This window comes from Salinispora vitiensis, assembly GCF_000378825.1.
Lineage (GTDB): Bacteria > Actinomycetota > Actinomycetes > Mycobacteriales > Micromonosporaceae > Micromonospora > Micromonospora vitiensis.
This window is the reverse complement of record NZ_KB900388.1, coordinates 4,332,914-4,353,407: the sequence shown is the minus strand read 5'-3', so window position 1 is coordinate 4,353,407 and position 20,494 is coordinate 4,332,914. Positions and strand designations below refer to the sequence as shown.

Annotated in this window: 16 protein-coding genes; 7 read left to right on the top strand and 9 right to left on the bottom strand. The window is 71.2% G+C overall.

Annotation, left to right across the window (positions count from 1 at the left end; all coding sequences use genetic code 11):
* Positions 1-15 precede the first annotated feature (15 nt).
* From SALPAC2_RS0120700 to SALPAC2_RS0120675, 6 genes are all read left to right on the top strand, one after another.
* Positions 16-468: a BlaI/MecI/CopY family transcriptional regulator gene (locus SALPAC2_RS0120700; protein WP_018218537.1), complete on the top strand. Its 453-nt coding sequence runs from the start codon at positions 16-18 to the stop codon at positions 466-468.
* Between the two features lie 10 nt (positions 469-478).
* Positions 479-1,384, top strand: coding sequence for a M56 family metallopeptidase (locus SALPAC2_RS0120695; protein ID WP_018218536.1), 906 nt, complete (start codon positions 479-481; stop codon positions 1,382-1,384).
* A 97-nt stretch (positions 1,385-1,481) separates the two neighbouring features.
* Complete coding sequence (gene cydD, locus SALPAC2_RS0120690) at positions 1,482-3,155, top strand: thiol reductant ABC exporter subunit CydD (RefSeq protein WP_018218535.1); 1,674 nt, start codon at positions 1,482-1,484, stop codon at positions 3,153-3,155.
* Positions 3,155-4,987 carry a thiol reductant ABC exporter subunit CydC gene (cydC, locus tag SALPAC2_RS0120685; protein ID WP_018218534.1) on the top strand — a complete coding sequence of 611 codons (1,833 nt, stop codon included), beginning with the start codon at positions 3,155-3,157 and terminating at the stop codon, positions 4,985-4,987. Before cydD ends, cydC begins: the two co-directional genes overlap by 1 nt.
* 173 nt (positions 4,988-5,160) lie before the next feature.
* Positions 5,161-6,084 carry a hypothetical protein gene (locus SALPAC2_RS0120680; protein WP_018218533.1) on the top strand — a complete coding sequence of 308 codons (924 nt, stop codon included), beginning with the start codon at positions 5,161-5,163 and terminating at the stop codon, positions 6,082-6,084.
* A gap of 39 nt (positions 6,085-6,123) precedes the next feature.
* Positions 6,124-8,409: a hypothetical protein gene (locus tag SALPAC2_RS0120675; RefSeq protein ID WP_018218532.1), complete on the top strand. Its 2,286-nt coding sequence runs from the start codon at positions 6,124-6,126 to the stop codon at positions 8,407-8,409.
* A gap of 143 nt (positions 8,410-8,552) precedes the next feature.
* Here the strand turns inward: SALPAC2_RS0120675 and SALPAC2_RS0120670 are convergent, their stop codons facing one another.
* The 5 genes from SALPAC2_RS0120670 to SALPAC2_RS0120650 all read right to left on the bottom strand — a co-directional run bounded on the left by SALPAC2_RS0120670 (position 8,553) and on the right by SALPAC2_RS0120650 (position 15,270).
* Positions 8,553-9,143 (bottom strand): GTP-binding protein, encoded by a 591-nt coding sequence (locus SALPAC2_RS0120670; RefSeq protein ID WP_026184959.1) that lies wholly within the window; start codon positions 9,141-9,143, stop codon positions 8,553-8,555.
* Between the two features lies 1 nt (position 9,144).
* Positions 9,145-9,522: a DUF742 domain-containing protein gene (locus SALPAC2_RS0120665; RefSeq protein ID WP_018218530.1), complete on the bottom strand. Its 378-nt coding sequence runs from the start codon at positions 9,520-9,522 to the stop codon at positions 9,145-9,147.
* A 92-nt stretch (positions 9,523-9,614) separates the two neighbouring features.
* Positions 9,615-10,019: a roadblock/LC7 domain-containing protein gene (locus SALPAC2_RS0120660; RefSeq protein ID WP_018218529.1), complete on the bottom strand. Its 405-nt coding sequence runs from the start codon at positions 10,017-10,019 to the stop codon at positions 9,615-9,617.
* Complete coding sequence (locus SALPAC2_RS0120655; protein ID WP_018218528.1) at positions 10,016-13,600, bottom strand: nitrate- and nitrite sensing domain-containing protein; 3,585 nt, start codon at positions 13,598-13,600, stop codon at positions 10,016-10,018. The genes SALPAC2_RS0120660 and SALPAC2_RS0120655 overlap by 4 nt, the downstream gene beginning before the upstream one ends.
* 581 nt (positions 13,601-14,181) lie before the next feature.
* Entirely contained in the window at positions 14,182-15,270 is a 1,089-nt protein-coding gene (locus SALPAC2_RS0120650; RefSeq protein WP_018218527.1) for an adenosine deaminase, read from the bottom strand.
* Between the two features lie 197 nt (positions 15,271-15,467).
* Here SALPAC2_RS0120650 and SALPAC2_RS0120645 point away from each other — a divergent pair, with 197 nt between their 5' ends.
* Positions 15,468-16,352 carry a putative RNA methyltransferase gene (locus SALPAC2_RS0120645; protein WP_018218526.1) on the top strand — a complete coding sequence of 295 codons (885 nt, stop codon included), beginning with the start codon at positions 15,468-15,470 and terminating at the stop codon, positions 16,350-16,352.
* On the opposite strand, the gene SALPAC2_RS0120640 is transcribed toward SALPAC2_RS0120645, so the two are convergent.
* The 4 genes from SALPAC2_RS0120640 to SALPAC2_RS0120625 all read right to left on the bottom strand — a co-directional run bounded on the left by SALPAC2_RS0120640 (position 16,349) and on the right by SALPAC2_RS0120625 (position 20,490).
* Positions 16,349-17,002, bottom strand: a complete 654-nt coding sequence (locus tag SALPAC2_RS0120640) for a DUF4272 domain-containing protein (protein WP_018218525.1) — start codon at positions 17,000-17,002, stop codon at positions 16,349-16,351. The genes SALPAC2_RS0120645 and SALPAC2_RS0120640 overlap by 4 nt on opposite strands.
* Before the next feature lie 119 nt (positions 17,003-17,121).
* Positions 17,122-18,402, bottom strand: a complete 1,281-nt coding sequence (locus SALPAC2_RS0120635) for a thymidine phosphorylase (RefSeq protein ID WP_018218524.1) — start codon at positions 18,400-18,402, stop codon at positions 17,122-17,124.
* Positions 18,403-18,492: 90 nt separating this feature from the next.
* Entirely contained in the window at positions 18,493-19,197 is a 705-nt protein-coding gene (locus tag SALPAC2_RS0120630) for a cytidine deaminase (protein WP_018218523.1), read from the bottom strand.
* Positions 19,198-19,209: 12 nt separating this feature from the next.
* Positions 19,210-20,490: an ABC transporter permease gene (locus SALPAC2_RS0120625; protein WP_018218522.1), complete on the bottom strand. Its 1,281-nt coding sequence runs from the start codon at positions 20,488-20,490 to the stop codon at positions 19,210-19,212.
* Positions 20,491-20,494: the final 4 nt, after the last annotated feature.

The window sequence follows — 20,494 nt, the reverse complement described above, 5'->3', positions numbered from 1 at the left end:
AGGTAGGATTACCGGGTGACCCGGCTCGGCGAGCTCGAACGCGCAGTGATGGATGTGCTGTGGGACCTATCCCCCGGCAGGACAGACGGGCTGATGGTGCGGGAGGTCGTCGACGCCCTCGCCGGGCGCGAGCTGGCCTACACCACGGTGCTGACCGTGCTGGACCGGCTCGCCGGCAAGGGCATGGTGCGGCGGGAACGCGAGGGGCGGGCCTGGCGGTACCAGGCCGCCGCCAGCCGCGAGGCGCACATCGCCCAACTCATGCTCGACGCGCTGGACCTCGGCGGTAGCCGAGACGCCGCCCTGGTGCGCTTCGCCCGGTCGGTGACCGGCACCGAGGCGGAGGTGCTGCGCGCCGCGCTGATCGCGTCCGGCGAGCCCAACCCCCCGGCGGACCCCGCCACCCCGGTGGACCCGGTCTCCCCGGCGGACCCCGCCACCCCCGCGGCCAAGACGCCGAAGCACTAGGGCGACGAGCATGACGTACGCGCTGCACTTCGGGCTCACGGTGCTGGCCTGCTGGCTCACCGCGCAGGTGTTGGCCCGGTCGACCTGGACCTGGCGCAGCCCGCGGGTGGCCATTCTCTGCTGGCAGGCGGTCGGCCTGGCGGCGGGGCTGGCGGCGATGGGTCTCCCGATGGCCCTCGGCCTGGCCGGCTACGACCTGCCGACCGGCAGCGCCCTCTGGGCCCTCGTCGGGGAACTGCGGCGCGGCGCGTGGCCGGCCGGGGTGACGGCGCTCCAACTCGGGCTCGTCGGTCTCGGCTGCGGAATCGGCGTGGTGCTGTTCACCACCACCCTCCGCAGCCTGCACAGCGCCGTCCGGGCCCAACGCCGCCACCGGGATCTGCTCACGCTGGTCGCCCGGCAGGATCCGACGGTGCCCGGCGCGCTGGTGCTCGACCATCCGAGTGCGGCCGCGTACTGCCTACCCGGCGTACGGCCCCGGGTCGTGATCAGTGCCGGCACCCTCGACCTGCTGGACCAGGCCGAGCTGGCGGCCGTGCTCACCCACGAGCAGGCCCACGCCCAGGAACGACATGACCTCGTCCTGTTGCCGTTCACCGCGCTCCGTCGGGCGCTGCCCTGGCTCCGCTGGGTACGGGACGCACACGAGCGAGTCACCCTGCTCGTCGAGATGCGCGCCGATGACAAGGCCCGCGAGCGGCACGCCGAGGCGCCCCTGGCCGGCGCGCTGCGCCGGTTCGCCGCCGCTGATAACCGGCTGACTCCGGCCGGCGCCCTGGGCCTCGGCGACCACGACCTCGAACTGCGGGTCCACCGGCTGCTGGAGACGGGACGACCGCCCCGGCTGCTCGGCACCGCGGCGCTGGCGGTGACAACCACGCTGGTCGCCCTACCCGTCTCGCTGTTCCTGAGCTGATGGCCAAGGCACCACCGGAGTCCGGCCCGACTAGGCTTTACGCAATGTGCTGGTGGGAGCTGCAGGGACGGACCGAGGGTAGGGCACCGGGGCAGCTGTGAACCGTCGTCCCTTCGATCCACGTCTGCTGCGACGGGTCCCCGCGGCCCGGCGCGACCTCGCCGTACTCGCGCTCCTCGGCGTACTCGCCGCGGGCCTGGTGCTGGCGCAGGCGACCGCGCTCGCCGCACTGCTCGCCACCGCCTTCGACGGGCAGCTCAACCGGCCCGCGTTGGCCGGCTTCGTCGCCGCGATCAGCGCCCGGTCGCTGCTGGTGTGGGCGCAGGGAACAGTGTCGGCCCGGGTCGCCGCGACGGTAAAGGCGGCGCTGCGGGCCGAGCTGCTCGCCGCGGTCGGCCGGCACGGCCCAACCTGGGTCGCCGGGCAGCGGGCCGGACAGCTGGCAACGCTGGCCGGGCGCGGGCTGGACGCGCTGGACGCCTATTTCACCGGGTACCTGCCGCAGCTCGTACTCAGCGTCACCGTGCCGATCGCCGTACTCGCCCGGATCTTCGTCGCCGACTGGAGCTCCGCCCTCATCATCGCGGTCACCCTCCCCCTCATCCCGATCTTCGGCGCGCTGCTCGGCTGGCAGGCGCAGGCGGCGACGGAACGTCAGTGGCGGCGGCTGGCGCTGCTCGGCGGGCACTTCCTGGACATGATCGCCGGGCTTCCGACGCTGCGGACGTTCGGCCGGGCCCGGGCCCAGACCGAGGTGGTCCGCAGGATGGCCGACGGGCACCGGGTGGCGACCATGCAGACGCTGCGCATCGCGTTCCTCTCCGCACTGGTACTGGAGCTGGTCGCCACCCTCTCCGTCGCGCTGGTCGCGGTGCCGGTCGGGGTCCGGCTACTCGGCGGCGGGCTGACCCTGCAGACCGCCTTGTTGGTGCTGCTCCTCACTCCCGAGGCGTACCTCCCCCTGCGGACTGCCGGCAGCCGATTCCACGCCAGCATGGAGGGGCTCACCGCGCTGGACGAGGCGCTCACCCTCTCCGCCGGGGCACCCGAGGCCGGCACCGGGACGGGTCGGGCCGCGCCGAACGGCCGGGGCGTGATCCGGTTCGAGGGAGTCACCGTCGCCTACGACCGGACCACGGCCCTGCGCGATGTCACGCTGACCATCCAGCCGGGCGAGCGGATCGCGGTGGTCGGGCCGAGCGGCGCCGGCAAGAGCACCCTGCTGAACCTGCTGCTCGGATTTGTTCGGCCCACCTCCGGTCGGGTCACCGTGGACGGCGTTGACCTGGCCCAGGCCGACCTGGACGCCTGGCGCCGCAACCTCGCCTGGGTTCCGCAGCGGGCCCACCTGTTCGCCGCCTCGCTGGCGGACAACATCCGTCTCGGCTCCCCCGACACGCCCGACGCCGCGCTGGCCGACGCCGTACGCGACGCAGCGCTGGCCGAGGTCGTCGCCGCGCTCCCGGACGGGCTGGCCACCCACCTCGGTGAACGGGGGCACGGCCTCTCCAGCGGTCAACGACAACGGGTCGCGTTAGCCCGCGCCTTCCTCCGGGACGCCCCGGTGGTGCTCCTCGACGAGCCGACCGCCCGCCTGGACTCGGGGAGCGAGTCCGCCGTCCTCAGGGCCACCCGCGCGCTGGTGGCCGGCCGCACCGCGCTGCTGGTGGCCCACCGTCCCGCGCTGCTGGCCGACGCGGACCGCGTGCTGCGGGTCGCCGACGGGCGGGTTACCGAGCTCACCGCGACCCCCGCCGGGAGGACGACCTGATGAGTGTCTCCGACCCGACCGGCAACCCCGGTACTCCCCCGGCCGACGCCACCGCGGGCGATGCGGCGCCGCGGCCCACCGGGCGTGCCGATGCACCGGAGTGGGTGGTGCTGCGGCTGGCCCGCCCCTACCTGAACCGGCTGATCGGGGCGGGTCTGCTCGCCGCCGCCACCGAATTCGCCGCGCTGGCCCTGATGTCCACCGCGACGTGGCTGCTGATGAGCGCCGCCGGCCGCCCGCCGCTGGACCGGCTGACGGTGGCGATCGTCGCCGTCCGTGCGCTCGCCATCGGACGCGGCGTGCTCCGCTACACCGAACGCCTCGCCGGGCACGACGCGGTGCTGCGGCTGGTCACCGATGTCCGTACCCGGGTCTTCGCCGCCCTGGCGTCCCGGCGAGACAGCGCCGGGCAGCGCTCCGGCGACGCCCTGAGCCGGCTGGTGTCCGACGTCGAAGCCGTCCAGGATCTGCTGCTACGGGTCCTCGTTCCGGCAACGGCAGCGGCGCTGGTAGGCGTGGTGGCCGTCGCCGCGACCACGTTCGTCTCACCGGCCGCCGCCGGAGCGCTCGCGGTTGGACTGCTGCTCGCGGGGGTCGCGCTGCCGGTGCTGGCCACCGCGCTGACCCGACGCGCCGCCGCCGAGCTGGCACCGTTACGCGGCGCCCTGGCCACCGACGCCGTTGACCTCACCCACGGCGCTGCCGACCTCGCCGCCTTCGGAGCCACCGATCGGGCCCGGGGCGCGGCGACCGGCCGGATCCGGCGGCTGGCCCGAATCGAACGGCGGCTGGCCGCGGCCGGTTTCGCGGTGGATGCGCTGGGAGTTCTGGTTGCCGGGCTGACCGCCGGGGCGGTGCTGCTGGTGGCCCTCGCCGACGGCGTAACCGGGGTGCTGGTCGGCGTCCTCGCCGTCGGCACGCTGGTCGCCGTCGAGGTCGCGCTCGCCCTCGTCGGCGCCGCCCGGCAATGGACCGGCCTCCGCGCCGGCCTCACCCGGATCGCCGCGCTGCTTCGGGAGGCGCCGGCAGCGTCCCCGGCCACTCCCGCGGTGCGCCCCGCCCCCACCACCGTGGACATCCGGTTCAGCGAGGTCACCGTCCGGTACCGCAGCGAGGGGCCGCCCGCCCTCGACCGGTTCCGCCTGGACCTACCCCCGGGCCGGCGGGTCGCCGTGGTGGGGCCGAGCGGCGCCGGCAAGAGCACGCTCGCCGCCGTCCTGACCGGCAGCGTACGGCCAACCACCGGACAGGTCGTCCTGGCCGGAGAGGAGCTCTCCGCCTACCCGGCGGAGCTCCTCCCCCGGCTTGTCGGGGGCCTACTCGCCGAGGCGTACGTCTTCCACGCCACGGTCCGGGAGAACCTGTTGCTCGGTCGCCCCGGGGCGACCGAGGAGGACCTCGCCGCGGCGGCCACCACCGCCGGGTTGGCGGGTTGGGTACGGGAGCAGCCCGACGGCTGGGACACGGTGGTGGGAGAGGAGGGCGGTCAGCTCTCCGGGGGCCAGCGGCAGCGTCTCGCGCTGGCCCGGGCGCTCCTCGCCGAGCCGGCGGTGCTGGTGCTCGACGAGCCGACCGAGGGGCTCGACCCGGTGGCCGCGGATGACGTACTGGCCGCGGTGCTGGCCGCCACCCCGGCCCAACGCTCCGTGCTGCTGATCAGCCATCGGCTGCGCGGCCTCGACGCGGTTGACGAAATCCTGGTGCTCGATGCTGGTCGGGTTGTCCAGCGCGGCCAGCACGCCGACCTGGTCGCCACCCCCGGCTGGTACCGGGATCAGTGGCAACTCCAGGAGGCTGCCGAGCGCGGCTATCTCGCTCTTGGCCCACCCTGACCGGGCTGGGCCAGGGGCCGGGGCTACCGCCCCGCCGGCCACCACCCCCCGCCAGCTGTCTCCCTCCGCTCGCACGTCCGCAATTCCCAGTCACCGGCGGGGTGCCGACACCACAGTCCGGCGCCGCCCACTAGGGTATGTGCGCGTAGTCACCCGCCGGGTCGCCCTGGTGGGTGGGCAATCCGAAGCACACGGAGGTCAGCGTGGCCCGCCAGTCGCCTCAACGACCCGATTCCGACGAGCCCGAACTCGACGACTCGGCTGCCTCCGGCACCGCTGCCGAGCCGACTGAGGTTGACCGCGCGCTCTGGGCGGAGCTGCGGATCGACCCGGTGGAGATCGCGCTACCCGCCGGCACCGGCTACACGCTGCGCGCCTACCGTCCGGCTCGGGAGCTGACCCCGACCGACGTCGAGGAGCGCGACCAGGACGACCCCTTCCTCGCCCGGCGACCGGTGGTGGCCGAAGAGGACGACGAGGAGGTCGTCATCCTCGACGAGGAGGTCGCCCAGGAGTTCGCGGAGAGCGACAAGGAGGAGCGCGGCGCCCACGAGGACTCCGGGGACGAGGCGGAGGCCTCCTCAACCGAGTCCACCGACGACGCGGGCGATGAGGAGGTGCCGGTCTTCCTCAGTCACAAGGGTCGGCTGCTGCTCTTCAAGACGGCCGAGTCCCTGGTCAGCTTCGTACGCTCCGGCGCCCCCAACGATCTGTCCCAGCTGGACAGCTGGGGCGAGCTGGCCGAGCGGGTGGAGCCGGGCGATGTCACGCCGCTCGACGAGGACACCTACGAGCTCGACCTGGTCGTGGAGAACCTGCGCGGCGGGCACGACGCGTGGGACTCGACGCTACTCATCGAGGCCGGCGAGGTCGCCCGTGACCTCTCGTACGCGCTGCGGGTGCCCGCCGTGCTGGACATGCTCTCCGCCGGTTCCAGCCTTGACGACCTGGACGAGGCGTTACGGGCGACTGCCAACGGGGGAATTGGCGGGTTTCGCGGCCGGCGCCGGCTCAAGAAGATCGGGGCACAAACCGCAAGCCTGGGTTGGCGCACCATTGTCGGCAAGATCTCTGCCGTTGTGGACTGGCGCGACTGACCCACACCAGGGAGCATCATTCTCTGGCAGAGAAGACCTGTGTCCCGGGAGGAGGACGACGCCGTGGCGCTCGTGCGCGTGTACTGCGGTCTGGCCTCGGCGGATCCGGCTGAACGGCCGGCCTCGGTCGGTTCGACGCTGACATCCGCTGTTGTTGACGACGCTGGTCGTCTGCTGCACGTCTGCGAGATCAGCGACGACCCCGCCGGCTACGCCCAGTTGGTCACACTGCTCGTGGAGCGATCGGGCGGACCGAGCGGCGCGGCGATCGCCGCCGACAACGACGACCACGCCGTCACCTCCCTCGTCACCGCCGCTGGTCGTCCGCTGGCAGTCGCCGACGACGACTCGGTGGACGACTTCGCCGAGCGGTTCGCCGACGATGACTCCCTGGAGGAGGTGCAGGCACCGCCCGTGCAGCGACGGGCCATCGGCCTCGCCCGCGCCCTACAAGCCGGTGCGCTCTCCGCCGTCGCCCTACCCGCTCCTCGGGACCTGGCCGGCTACCAGCCGGTCCTCGCCGCGCACGCCGCGCTCGCCAGCGGTCGGCATTCGGCCGCGGTCGCGCTGCGAGAGGTGCTACGGGAGCTCTTCCCGGCGGCCCTACAGGCCTACCCTGATCCCGCCGAGCCGGTTGCGCTGGCAGTGCTCGACGCCCTCCCCGAGCCCGGGATGCTGGCCGGCGCAGAGCCCGACGGGCCGGCCGACCGGGCCCTCGCGGACCTCGCCGCCACGGGTCTCGCCGCACCTGAAATGATCGAGGCGGCGATCACCTCCCTCCGGGTCGCGGTCGCCGAGACCCCACGCCGCGCCGCGGTCAGCCGAACCCTCACCTCGGCGGTCTCCACCACCGTCCGGCATGCCGTAGCCGCGGTCCGGGCCGGCGATGTCGGCTGCGAGGCGCTGGTCGGTGTGCTCCACGACCGGGCGGGCACTCGCGCGTCGGGCCGCCGGTCTACCGCCCGACGCGGTGCATCGAGCCACGGGCCGGCGTCCGCTGGCGCCACCCTGCCCACCCGGCTGGAGAGCGCCCGCCGGCCCCAGCCAGAGCCGGCGCCCGGCCAGACCGCCCCGCCGACCCCGCGCCCGCTCGGCCCCCCACCGGTCGCGCCGATGCCGGTCGCACCCCCACCAGTGGCCCCGGAGCCGATTACCCCCGTAGCCGTGGCCGGTCCGCCGGCCTCGGTGGAACCGACTCAGCCGGAGGCGACGCCGAGCCCTGTTGACGGCCCGACGAACCGCCCCATCTCGTCGGCCGCCAACGCCCCGGCCCCGCCGTCGCAGCGCGGCTCGAGCTCACCGGCGGAGGCGGGTGAGCCATTCCGGGCGACGTTGACCACCGCGGCGATCCAGAATGCCCGCGCTGAGCGGCAGCGCACCATCATCCCGCCACGCCCCAACCCGGGATCCGGACCGGTGACACCGAGCAGCGGGTTCAGCGTGACCGACCCCAGCGTGCCGGTGCCGAACCCACGTCCCGGCCGGGAGCCCGCTGCCCCGGGCTCGCGGGCGAACTGGCCGCTGGTCAACAACCCGGACCCGGGGGACGGTGCTACGCGTAACCCTACGGCCGACTCGTATGGCGGGCATGGGGTGGACGCCCCGACCGATCCAGGTACGGAGAACCGGGTGCCACCGCCGTGGTTGGCTGACGACATGCCGCAGGAACCGCCGGTGCTGCGCTTGGTCGAGCCGCCCCCGCTGGCCGACCGCGCGCTACTCGACGGGGTTGACCAACAGCTCGACACGCCACCGCTCCGCCTCGTTGATCGGGACGGGCCCCGCAGTCACCAGCCCACCGAGCGCCCCAACGGGCAGCAGTTGCCGCCGGTGGAGCACCGTCCCCCACCGGTCGCCGACGACGGGGACGGGGACCTGCTCATCTTCGCCCAGGCGAAATCGGCCTGGTTCGTCGGTCAGAGCGAAGACGACGAGGTGAACTGGTCGTCGCTGAACGACACCGGTTGGCAGGCGGCCGAACAGGCGGCGGAGCAGGCGGCGAAGCAGGCAGCGGAGCAGTTGGCGAAACCGCTGTCCGGCTCCGAGACAGCAGCGGGCCTTCCGGTCCGGGTACCACAGGCCAACCTGGTCCCCGGTTCACCGAAGCGGGATGATCGACCCCTGCGGATTGTTCGGGACGCGGCCAGTCTCGCCGAGAACACCACCGGTTACTTCCGCGGCTGGCGTCGCGGTCAAGAGATCGGGGGGTTCGCAGTTGGTGGCCGGCCAGGGCGCGAAGCCGCTGGCGGCTGGGACTTCACCCGGGACACCAGTGACCGCGACGAAGAAGAGTACGAGTACCGCTCGGTCGGTTACCGGTCCTGACTCCCGGGTCCCGGCCTCATCAGCACCAGCTGGAAATCGAACAGCCCCCGGCCAACTGCCGGGGGCTGTTCGATTTCCTTGACCGTAAGAGCTCAGAGGTAGCTGGCGACGGCCTTGCCGTCGCCAGCTACCGGCACGTCATCTCAGGCCCGGGCGACAGCCCGGGACCGACGCATGGTTAGCACGTACTCGACAAGCGAGATCAGCACGTGTTTCGTGGACTCTCGGTTGCGAGCGTCACACGCCACCACCGGCACATGGCTGGAAACTGCCAGCGCGTCCCGGACCTCCTGCGGGTTGTGGTACTGCAGCCCATCGAAGCAGTTGATGGCTACCAGGTAGGGCAGCTGCCGGTGCTCGAAGAAGTCAATCGCCGCGAAACAGTCAGCGAGCCGACGGGTGTCGACCAAGACAACCGCACCGATGGCGCCGCGGACCAGTTCGTCCCACATAAACCAGAACCGAGTCTGACCAGGCGTACCGAACAGGTACAAAATCAGGTCTCGGTCGATCGTGATTCGACCAAAATCCATGGCCACAGTGGTCGTCGACTTCCCCGGCACCTGCCGATTGTCGTCAACGCCCACGCTCGCGGAGGTCATGATCGCCTCCGTTGTCAGCGGCGTGATCTCCGAGACCGAGCCGACCAACGTCGTCTTGCCGACGCCGAATCCACCGGCAATGACAATCTTCGCCGATGTCACGCGGCCGCTCGCGGTCGGCGGACGCGCCACGTCAGAGCCTGCGAAGTCCACTCAGCACCCTTTCCAGCAGTTCAGTGCCCACCACGTCGTCCGAGTCGTCCAGGATGGTCGGCTCATGGACCGCGACCAGGCCGTCTGTCGCCATGTCGGCGATGAGCACCCGGGCCACTCCGAGCGGAAGCTGCATCCGCGCCGCGATCTCGGCTAACGACTGCACACGTCCATCACAGAGCGCGGCGATGTACTGGTGCTCACGGCCGTGCCCACCGTTGCCCGTGGCAACGGCCCGCCCGCGCACCGTTGTCTCGATAAGCGCTTCCATCGCGATATCGAGTCGGGGACGGGTGCGACCCCGGGTCACGGCGTACGGACGGACCAACGCGCCGGTCGGTTCGTCACGATCAGTCATGTCACCGCTCACCTCCTTCGCACCCGGGGCCGGCGTGGGCCGACCCCCATTTTTTTGTCCTTGTCCGCCGGCATCATCCGGTCAGCGAAACGTCAGCCCGGCATGCCCGCAGCCGCACGCGGCTGCGGGGTCAATACGTCCCCCACCCGGTCTACCAGGAGGGCCATCTCGTAGCCGACCTGCCCGACGTCAGAGTTGCGGGCAGCGAGCACGGCGAACGATGAGCCATCCGAGATCGACATCAGGAAGAGGAAACCGTTGTCCATCTCCACCACGGTCTGGAGCACGGCACCGCCCTCGAAGCAGCGGGCTGCACCCTGGGTAAGGCTAACCAGTCCGGATGCGATGGCAGCCAACTGGTCGGCCCGGTCCCGCGGAAGGTCCCGTGAGGCCGCGAGGAGCAGGCCGTCCGCCGACACGGCGACCGCATGCGCGACTCCCGGCACCCGGTCGGCGAAGTTGGCGAGCAGCCAGCCGAGGTCCTGCGTAGTAGTCATCCTTCTTGCTCCTTCTGCCCGCTCCCAGCCATTGGGCCTGAGCCAGATTGCGAGGACTGCCCACCCGGATTCCCCTCCGGGCTGGTGGGGTTACTGTCCGAGGGATTATTGCGCCCTCGCTGGACCCCACGGTGATACGCGGAGAGCAGCCCTCGGACCGACTCGGGCGTTCGCCGCTGAACCGCTGCCGACGGCTTTTCAACCGCGCCCGGTACCAGCTGGGCCATCGGCGTACGCTTCGGCAAACCAGTCGAGGTCGTCGCCGCCACCGGTACGTCGCTGGCCGCGGTAGCGGCCCGCCAACCGTCGTCGGCGGCGGTACTCCAACCCTCACCGGCTCTTCCCGGTGGCGGGGCGAACCCGCCCGTGGAGAGGGTGTTCCCGTTCGCGGTCGTGCCGTTCTGACGCGACGTACCACCGTTCGTCGGGCTTTCTGCCATTGGTGTGTTACCTGTCGTTGCGGGTGGTGCCTGCTGCTGACGGTCCGCGTCTATCCTGGCGAACTGCTGGGTCGCGGCACCACCCTGCCCCGTGGCGCCGCCGCCCCCGACAGTTTCGGCATTCTTGACTGTCTCCTCGGAGCCGGGTCGGCGAGTGCGGAACCAGGCCGACTCCAGCTCCCGGAAAATCGGCAGTTCCATCGTCGCGTCGGCAGGCGGCTGCTGGTTTGGCGCCGGGGCTGACGGCTGCTGGTTCTGCGGCGCGGCTGGCTGCGGCGCGGCTGGCTGCACCGCAGTTGGCTGCGGCGCGGCTGGCTGCGCCGGAGCGGGGCCCGGCACCGGAGCGGCTGGGCCAGCGGCCGACGCGGGAGCAGCGGGGTACGCGGCGGGCGGGGAACCAGCCGAACCTGCTATCCGAGGCAGCTCGGTAGTCAGGTCGGGGGCTGTGGGGACCTGTTCGGAGACCGAGGCAGCAGTGCTGGACACCGGCGGCCACGCCGGTGGAGCGGCGCTACTCGGGGCCGTGGTGGCCGGAGGCAACGGCGCCGCGTACGGCTGACCCGAACTCGGCGCCGCGTACGGCTGACCCGAACTCGGCGCCGCGTACGGCTGACCCGAACTCGGCGCCGCGTACGGCTGACCCGAGGTCGGTTGCCCGGAGGTCGGGGCAGCCGACACCGGCGACGCGGAGGTCGGCATACCCGCGGTGGGTTGGGCGGAAGCCGGCCACCCGGCGAAGGGAGTCGACGGTGTGCCGTACGGCTGGGCTTCTGGGCTACTCGGCAGTTGTCGCGGAATCCCCGGCTGCTGCCCGGTGACATCCGACTCACTCGAGGAACGCCGCTGCGGCAGCGTGCTGTTCGGCTGCCCGCTCATGGGGTACGGGGCAGGCGACCCACCGCCGGTGACGGCGTTGGTCGCACCGGTGAGATCGGACCACGCCGGCATCGCCTGCGGCGAGCCCGAGGGCGTGCCCGCACCGTTGCTGTGGGCCGGATCGAAGGGCCGGCCACCGAGTGTGACCTGGTTACCCGACTCGCCCGGGCGGGGGTCAAAGGTTGAGCCACTCGACGCGGGGAGCGCGTCGAGTGCCGCCGCGTTGGTGTTCGGCGCTGCCGGCAGGCCGGGGGGCAGCTGCTGCCCGGCGCCGAGCGCCCGGGGCACCAGCACACCAGCCGGAAGGCTCACCTCCGCGACGGCTCCCCGATCGGTGCCGGCGCGCAATTCCACCTTGACCCCGTGCCGGGAGGCCAGCCGAGCAACCACGACCAAGCCCATCATCCGAGAGACCGCCACGTCCACCTGTGGCGGGGTGGCGAGCTTCTCGTTCAGCTCCCGCAGCTGTTCCGCGCTGATGCCGATGCCGCGGTCCTCCACGTATAGGGAGGCCCGGTCGCCGGCCCGCCGGGCCTCCACGACGACCTGTGACTCGGGCGGCGAGAAGGCGGTCGCGTTGTCGAACAGTTCGGCGATGAGATGCACCAGGTCGTTGACGGCGGCGGCGGCGACCTCGATATCGCGGTCAATGACGCCGAACTCGATCCGCGTGTAGTGCTCCACCTCGGACTGGGCAGCCCGCAGCACGTCGATCAGGGCGGCCGGCTCCCGCTGTACGCGGGTGCTGTCCGCCGCGGCGAGAACCAGCAGGTTCTCGTCGTTGCGGCGCATCCGGGTGGCGAGGTGGTCGAGCTGGAACAACTCGGCCAGCCGATCGGGATCCTCCTCGCCCCGTTCGAGTCGGTCGAGCTGACCGATAAGTCGGTCGACCAGGATCTGCGACCGGCGCGCCAGGTTAACGAACATGGTCGCCACGGAAGCCCGCAGAGCGGCCTGCTCCGCCGCGGTACGCACCGCCTCCAAGTGGACCGCGTTGAACGCCTCGGTCACCTGACCGAACTCATCCTTGCTGCGCACCGGCAGCGGCTCGGCGATCTGGTTGGCGAGTTGCACCGGGGTTTGCTGGCCGCCGGTGGCATGCATCTCCCGAAGTCGGGCGACGGCCTGCGGCAGCCCATGCCCGGCGATCATAAGAGCGCCCTGCCGCAGGTCGCGTAGCGACCGCGCCATCGAGCGGGCGATCAGGTACGCGAAGAGGACGGCGAGCAGCAGCATGCTGAGCAGCAGCCCGGTCTCCAGTAACACCTGCATCCGCACGGCCGACCGAAGTTCGTCGGCGCGCCCGACGGCATCCCCGTCAAGCTTCGTCTCCACCTCCCGAACCAGGGTGGCGTACTCGGTCATCGCCTTGTCCCACTCGTCGGGTGTGAAGCCGACGTTCTCCAGGTTCCTAGCATCGGAGAGGCCGCGTAGGTTGCTGTTGTAGGACTCCGCCTCCCGGGCGATGGAACCGGCGGCCGTTTGGTCGAACAGCTCCTGGTCGGCGAGGTCGGCGACGGCGGCGAAGGACTCCAGCCACTGTCGCTGGCCAGTCCAGGTGGAGATGTAGGTGTTCCACAGGTCGGCGCCGAGCTGCTCCCGGCTAAAGGCGATGTGAACCACGTCCCGCTGCTGGGACAGGTACTCCTTGTTCCGGGTGAGGGCGGTCGCGGCCCGCATCAGGTCGCTCAGCTCGGAGTCACCGGCCAGCTGGGTGGCCGAGTCCCGCACGTTGATCAGGTCGGCGAGCAAGCTGTCGTACTGCTGCTGCGCCTGGGTAGTGCTGAGTCGGCCGTTGAAAACCTGGCTTCGCGTTCCGGGCAGGTCGGAGAGAGTCTGGTCAATGAAGCGGAGCTGGTTCTCCAGCGTGTCGGGCAGGCCCGTAACCTCGCTCCGCCGCGCGGCGTACGGTTCCTTCGCCTCGTCGACCCGGGCGGAAGCCTCATCGTATGCCGTGACGCGCTTCTCTCGCTCGGCCGCCCGATCTTCGCCCAGCAGCCGGATCGCTTCCGTCCGCTCGGCCTGCAGCTGACCAACCAGGTCGCCCGAGTGGGCAACCAAGCTGGCGAGGTCGCCAGATCGATTGGCGTTGTTGAGTGTTTGCAGGTGGTCGACGATGCCACTGGTACCCACGACGACCGTTGCAACGGTCGGCACGATCAAGATGAGACCGAGCTTGGACCAGATCGGCAGGTCGCGGAGCCAACCAGCAGGCCGGCGTATACGCGACAGGGAAGAGCCCGCCGTCTTCGGTCGTTTGCTCACGTCACCGCCCTCGTGATTGCAGCCCTCGCGTTGCCCTCGGGCAACACCTGGCGACCGACCCATTGGGTCGGACCATCCGAGATTCCACCACGCCACCCCGGAAAGAGAAAGCCCAGGCTGGTCTTGACCGCCCCCACAGCGAGATGTTCTGGCGATTCGATCGCATTCAGTCTGACCTGCGTTACCCAACGCAATGGAACGCCCCTCCGCGTTGTCCTGCTAGCCGCCGCTCCGGCCATCAAAAGTCGTACATAGCTTGACGAACCGAGCTTCCGGCTCGGCTCGAACGACTGCCACCCGAGCCCTGGGAACCTCACTGCCGCCGACCGAAAGGGCAGGTCGACCGGAAGTACCGGGCTCGACGCGCCGACCCGACAGCAGGGTACGACGCTCCGGCAAGCCCAGCTGCGGGCCGACGCGTCATTATACGGGGTTAGGGGCGAAATGGATACAGCTACTCAGCCAATTAGAGTCGCCAACTCGCCACTTCTTGGCACCAAAGGGACAATTCCCACCGGCACCGGCAGCGATGGGATGCCAACCCGGCGACCGGATCGCCCAAGCCCCGGCTCTGCCCCCGGCTACCCGGCGTCGGTCAACAGCCGCCCGTACGCCGGCTTGATCACCTCGTCGATGATCTGTAGCCGCTGGTCAAACGGGATGAAGGCGCTCTTCATGGCGTTGATCGTCAGCCACTGCAGTTCCCGCCAGCCGTACCCGAACGCATCCACCAACAAGGCCATCTCCCGGGACATCGAGGTGCCGCTCATCAACCGGTTGTCGGTGTTGACGGTGACCCGGAACCGCAGATCCCGCAGCAGCCCGATCGGATGATCCGCAATCGAGAGGGCCGCCCCAGTCTGCACGTTCGACGAGGGGCACAGCTCCAACGGAATCCGCTTGTCGCGCACGTACGCGGCCAGCCGGCCGAGTACCGGCTCCTCACCGGGCGTGATGTCATCCACGATCCGCACCCCGTGGCCGAGCCGGTCTGCTCCGCACCACTGGATGGCCTGCCAGATCGACGGCAGCCCAAACGCCTCGCCAGCGTGGATCGTGAAGTGGAAGTTCTCCCGCTGCAGATATTCGAAGGCATCCAGGTGCCGGGTGGGCGGGAAACCGGCCTCGGCCCCGGCGATGTCGAAGCCCACGACGCCGACGTCCCGGTGCCGTACGGCCAGTTCGGCGATCTCCTGCGACCGGGCGGCGTGCCGCATGGCGGTCAGCAGCGTGCCAACCCGAATCGGCGTGCCCTGCGCCGCGGCGAGGTCGGTGCCCTCGGCGAAGCCGGCGATCACCGCCGCGACCACCTCGTCCAGGTTGAGACCCCGCTCCAGGTGCAGCTCCGGCGCGAACCGGACCTCCGCGTAAACGACACCGTCAGCCGCCAGGTCCAGCGCGCACTCCCGGGCAACCCGCCGCAGCGCCGAAGCGGTCTGCATGACCTGAACGGTGTGCGCGAAGGTCTCCAGATACCGCTCCAACGAGCCGGAGCCGGCCGCGTCGACGAACCAGTGGCCCAACGCCTCCGGGTCGGTCGTCGGCAGCTCGTGCCCCACCTCGGCGGCCAGCTCGACGACCGTCGCTGGTCGCAGGCCACCGTCGAGGTGATCGTGCAGCAGCGCCTTGGGGACCTTGACGATGTCCTCGTACCGAATAGTCGCAACCATGTTCAGACCCTAGTCGGCACCAACGTCTGCACAGCGTCAGCCCCGTTGGCGCGTTGTCCGGGTCACCCACCAGCCGGGCGTGGCAGTGCGCGACGCGGCAACCGGGTCGTCCTCAGCACCGGCTCGCCCGGGGGTCGATAGGATGCCGGTCCACCGGGTGACCGCCCGGCTCACCACCGACCGGCCCGGAGCCCGACATGGATCCCCGCATCCGCCACCGGCTGCGCTGCCCGATCTGCGCCCTTCCGCTGGCCGAGGCGACCGCTGGCACCACCCGGACACTGACCTGTCCGCGCCGGCACAGCTTCGACGTGGCCCGGCAGGGCTATGTGAATCTCCTGGCCGGCCGGGCACCACACGTCGGGGACACCGGCGAAATGGTTGCCGCCCGCACCGACTTCCTCGCCGCCGGTCACTACGACCTGATCTCCCGGGCGCTGGCCGACGCGGCCGCGGTCGCCACGGCCCGCTACCGCGCCGCGCACCCCCAGCCCGAGACGAGCACCGCGTACCCCCTGGTGGTGGAGCCCGGCGCCGGCACCGGCCGGCACCTCGGCGCGGTGCTGGCGGCGCTGCCGGACGCCGTCGGCCTAGCCCTGGACGTGTCGAAGCCGGCGCTACGCCGCGCGGCCCGCGTCCATGAACGAGCCGGGGCGGCGCTGGCCGACACCTGGCAGCAGCTGCCCCTGCCCGACGCCTCGGTCGCCGTGCTGTTGAACGTCTTCGCCCCGCGCAACGGAGCGGAGTTCCACCGGGTACTCGATCCGGCCGGCGCGCTGCTGGTCGTCACGCCGGCCGCCGACCACCTCACCGAGTTGGTTGGTGCGCTCGGCCTGCTCCAGGTCGACCCGGCAAAGCCCGACCGGGTGGCCGGGCGCCTCGGAACGCGTTTCGCCACCGAGTCGGAGACCGAACACCGAACCCGGCTGACGTTGACCCGCCCGGAGATCTCCACTCTGGTGGGAATGGGACCCAGCGCCTGGCACACCGAGCCGGCCCGGCTCGCCGAACGGATTGCCACCCTGCCCGACCCGGTCGAGGTAACCGTGGCCGTCCGACTCGGCGTCCACCGTCGCCGCTAGGTCGAGAGATCTACCTCTTCCCAGCCGGGGGGCTCGTCGTGGTAGGGGCCCCGGAGGACTACCGCCCACTCCAGTGCCCACCGACGTTGCCCAATCGCGTTGGCGTCCACCAGGCCGGGCAGGGTTCGGTGGGCGTGCTCCACCTCGAGATAAGCCCAATCCAGGCAGTAGTGCAGGTCGAGCAGGGCCGCCGCGTCCGCCGGATCCCGGGGGGCGGTGAGGGTCCGTGACCGCCAGTGCCGGACCGTCTCGCCGGCCAGAATGTTCGGCATCCGCTCCACCAGCCGCTCATCCACCGGCAACGTCGGGTCCAGCTGCCGAGTCAGGCCAAGCACCCAGGCCAGGGCGTACAGCGCGTCGTAGTGCAACACGAAAGAGCGGTGGTCCCCCTTGCCGCCAGTGACGAACTGCCACTCCGGCGGGGTGACCGTCTCGACCAGATGCGAGGCGAGCAGCCAACTCATCGCCGCCTGCGGCGGCATGCCGAAACAGCGGGCCAGGATGAGGTGCAGCACCGCGACCCGGGTCTCGATCTCACCGGTCGGGCGCAGCTCGATCTCGTCACCGGGCTCCCACACCAGGGGAAAGTGCGCCGGCGGCAGTGGCAGTCCCAGCCGAGACAACTCCTCCAGGCTGGCCGCACGCACCATTTGGGGGTTTGGGGCAGGTACCGCCACGACAGTTATCCTCGTCTGTGTGGACCGGCTGGCCGGATCGTCCTCCTGGCCAGGCAGGATAGCCCTCCGCTAAGGGGGAACGGAACGGACGGTCAGCTGATTCGCTCGAGCACCAACGGCTGCTGTTCCGGGGCAGCCGCCGCGATCCGCACCGCCCGCACCGCCTCCGTCCGGGCCGCCGGAATCCGGTCGGCCTCCTCGGCCCGCAGCTCAAAGAGGGGCTCGCCAGCACGGACCGGATCACCGGGGCGCTTGTGCAGCAGCACCCCCGCCGGCGCGGACACCGCGTCCTCCTTGCGGGCCCGGCCGGCGCCGAGCCGCCACGCGGCCAACCCCATCCCGTACGCGTCCACCTGGGCCACCACACCGCTCTCGGCTGCGCGGACCACCTCGACCTCCGGCGCGGTGGGCGCCGGGGCGTCCGGGTCCCCGCCCTGGGCCCGGAGCATCGCCCGCCAGGCGTCCATCGCCCGGCCGTCACGCAAGGCCGCCGCCGGATCGGCGTCCGGTAGCCCGGCCGCGTCCAGCATCTCGCGGGCCAGGGCCAGGGTCAGCTCCACCACGTCCGCCGGGCCGCCGCCCGCCAAGACCTCCACAGACTCGGTCACCTCGACCGCGTTGCCGATGGCCAGCCCCAGGGGGGTGGACATGTCGGTCAGCAGGGCGACCGTGCGGACACCCTGCGCACCACCCAACTCGACCATGGTGCGGGCCAGTTGCCGGGCCTGGTCGACCGACTTCATGAACGCGCCGGAGCCGACCTTGACGTCGAGCACCAGCGCGCCGGTCCCCTCAGCGATCTTCTTGCTCATGATCGAGCTGGCGATCAGCGGGATGGCCTCCACCGTGCCGGTCACGTCCCGCAACGCGTACAGCTTGCGGTCGGCCGGCGCGAGACCGGCACCAGCCGCGCAGATCACCGCGCCGACCTCGCGAAGCTGGGCGAGGAACTCCTCGTTGCCCAGCGATGCCCGCCAGCCCGGAATGGACTCCAGCTTGTCCAGCGTGCCGCCGGTGTGCCCGAGACCTCGGCCGCTCAGCTGCGGCACCGCCGCACCACAGGCCGCGACCAGCGGAGTCAACGGCAGGGTGATCTTGTCTCCGACGCCGCCGGTCGAGTGCTTGTCCACCGTCGGCCGGTCGACCGCTGAGAGGTCCAGCCGCTCGCCGCTGGCGATCATCGCCGCGGTCCACCGGGCGATCTCCGGCGTGGTCATGCCGTTCAACAGGATCGCCATCGCGAGCGCGGCCATCTGCTCGTCCGCCACCTGGCCCCGGGTGTAGGCGTCCACCACCCAATCAACCTGGGCATCGGAGAGGACCGCGCCGTCCCGCTTGGCCCGAATGACATCAACCGCCGCAAATTCCGCCATGAACTAACTCTCTCCCCACGTTCTCAGCCCGGGCCGGCTACCCGCCCGCTCCGATGTGTCCCGCCGCCGGTCGGCCCTCGGCCCGTACGCTCAGCCCGGCCACCGGATCGGGATCTCCAACGGCGGCTCGCCCTCACCCGCCCAGAAGATCGTGCCCGCCGCGTCCACCACCACGACCCGGGGTACCCGGGCCAGCCCCCAGGTGATCGCCTCCGCTGGATCATCCCAGCTCGGCCCCTCCTCGAGAACGCCGGTCTCGCCGTCGCCGGCCTCCCCCGCCGAGCGTTCCCAGTACGCCGTCCACACCTGTTGCCCCGCCGACAGGTCCGGGTGCACGAAGACCGTCCCGCGCCCCCGCCAGGCAGCCAGCCGCTCCGGCACCACCGGAACCGGGTCCGTCCCGGTCACCGCCTCCAGGTCCGCCACGTCGAACGCGTGCGGCAGCAGCTCGGCCATCCGGAGCGCCCCGCTCTTAACCTCGATCAGGCACTCCGGGCCGCCGTGTTCCCAGAGCAGCTGCCGGCACCGCCCGCACGGCATCAGCGGCTCCCCGGTGGCGTCAACGCAGGAGAGCGCGACGATCCGCCCACCACCGGTGGCGTGCAGCGAAGAGATCACCCCGCACTCGGCGCAGAGCGCCATGCCGTACGACGCGTTCTCCACGTTGCAGCCGACCACGATGCGACCATCGTCCACCAGGGCGGCCGCCCCCACCGGAAACTTCGAGTACGGCACGTACGCGTGCCGCATCACCTCGGTCGCCGCGGCGCGCAGCCGCCCCCAGTCGAGCTCCATCTGCTTTCCCCATCAACCCTTGATGTACGGCTTTCCGTCGGCTGCCGGCGCCCGGACCCTACCCACCAGCCCCGCCACCGCCAGGATCGTCGCCAGGTACGGCAGCATCGCCAGGAACTGGCTCGGAATGGAGCTGTTGATCGCGCTCAGGTAGGTGGCGAGTTGGTCGGCGAAGCCGAAGAAGAGCGCCGCGAGCAGCGCGCCGGTCGGGCTCCACCGGCCGAAGATCAGCGCCGCTAGGGCGATGAAGCCCTTGCCGCCGATCATGTTCTTGGTGAACGAGAAGAGGGCGAGCGTGTACGAGGCACCGCCGATGCCGGCGACCGCCCCGGCCAGCAGCACGTTGCGGTAGCGCAGTCGCAGCACCCGGACGCCCAGGGTGTCGGCGGCGGTCGGATGCTCACCGACCGAACGGGTACGCAGGCCCCACCGGGTCCGGAACAGCGCGATGTGGATCACCAGGACCAGAAGCAGGCCGAGGTAGAGGAAGATGTTGCCGGCGAACAGCGCCGGCCCGAGCACCGGGATCTCCGACAGCAGCGGGATCTCCCAGTTGCTGAAGTGTGGGGCGCTGTTGTATTTCGCCGGGTCGGGTTGCATCAGCCGCTCGTAGAGGAAGCCGGTGATGCCCACCGCGAGCAGGTTCAGCACGATCCCCATGACCACCTGGTCCACCAGGTAGCGGATGGCGAAGACCGCCAGCAGCAGTGAGATGAAGGTGCCGCCGATGGCTGCGGCGATCAGGCCCACCCAGAGGTTGCCGCTGAGGCTGCCGAAGAGGGCACCGCTGAAAGCCCCCATCAGTAGCTGGCCCTCGATGGCCACGTTGACCACGCCGGAGCGTTCGCAGAGCACGCCGGCCAGCGACCCGAAGATCAGCGGAAGAGCCAGGATGAAGGTGCCCCGGACGATGTTGACCAGGGGCATGAAGTTCTGCCCGGCCGGGGCGGTGGAGACCTGCCAGCAGAGGAAGCTCACCACGAAGCCGACCAGGCCGACACCGAGCACGAGGGTGAACCAGCGCTTCGGCAGCCCGGCCAGGATCGCCACGCCGGCGGCGAGGGCGACCGCCCCGAAGAGGGCCGCCCCGACCGTACCGTTGATCTTCAACGCGGCGCCGCTGGCATCCTCGCTGAGGGTGAACCGGGCCGGCTCGCTGGCGGCGAGCGCGGTGAAGAGCAGCACCGCCAGCAGGCCGAGCACGGTCAGCACCAGGCCGGCCTTCCTGGCTCGGGTCCAGAACCCCTCGTTGACCGGGGAGACCGCGACGTCGTCAACAGCCATGGTGGACATGCGC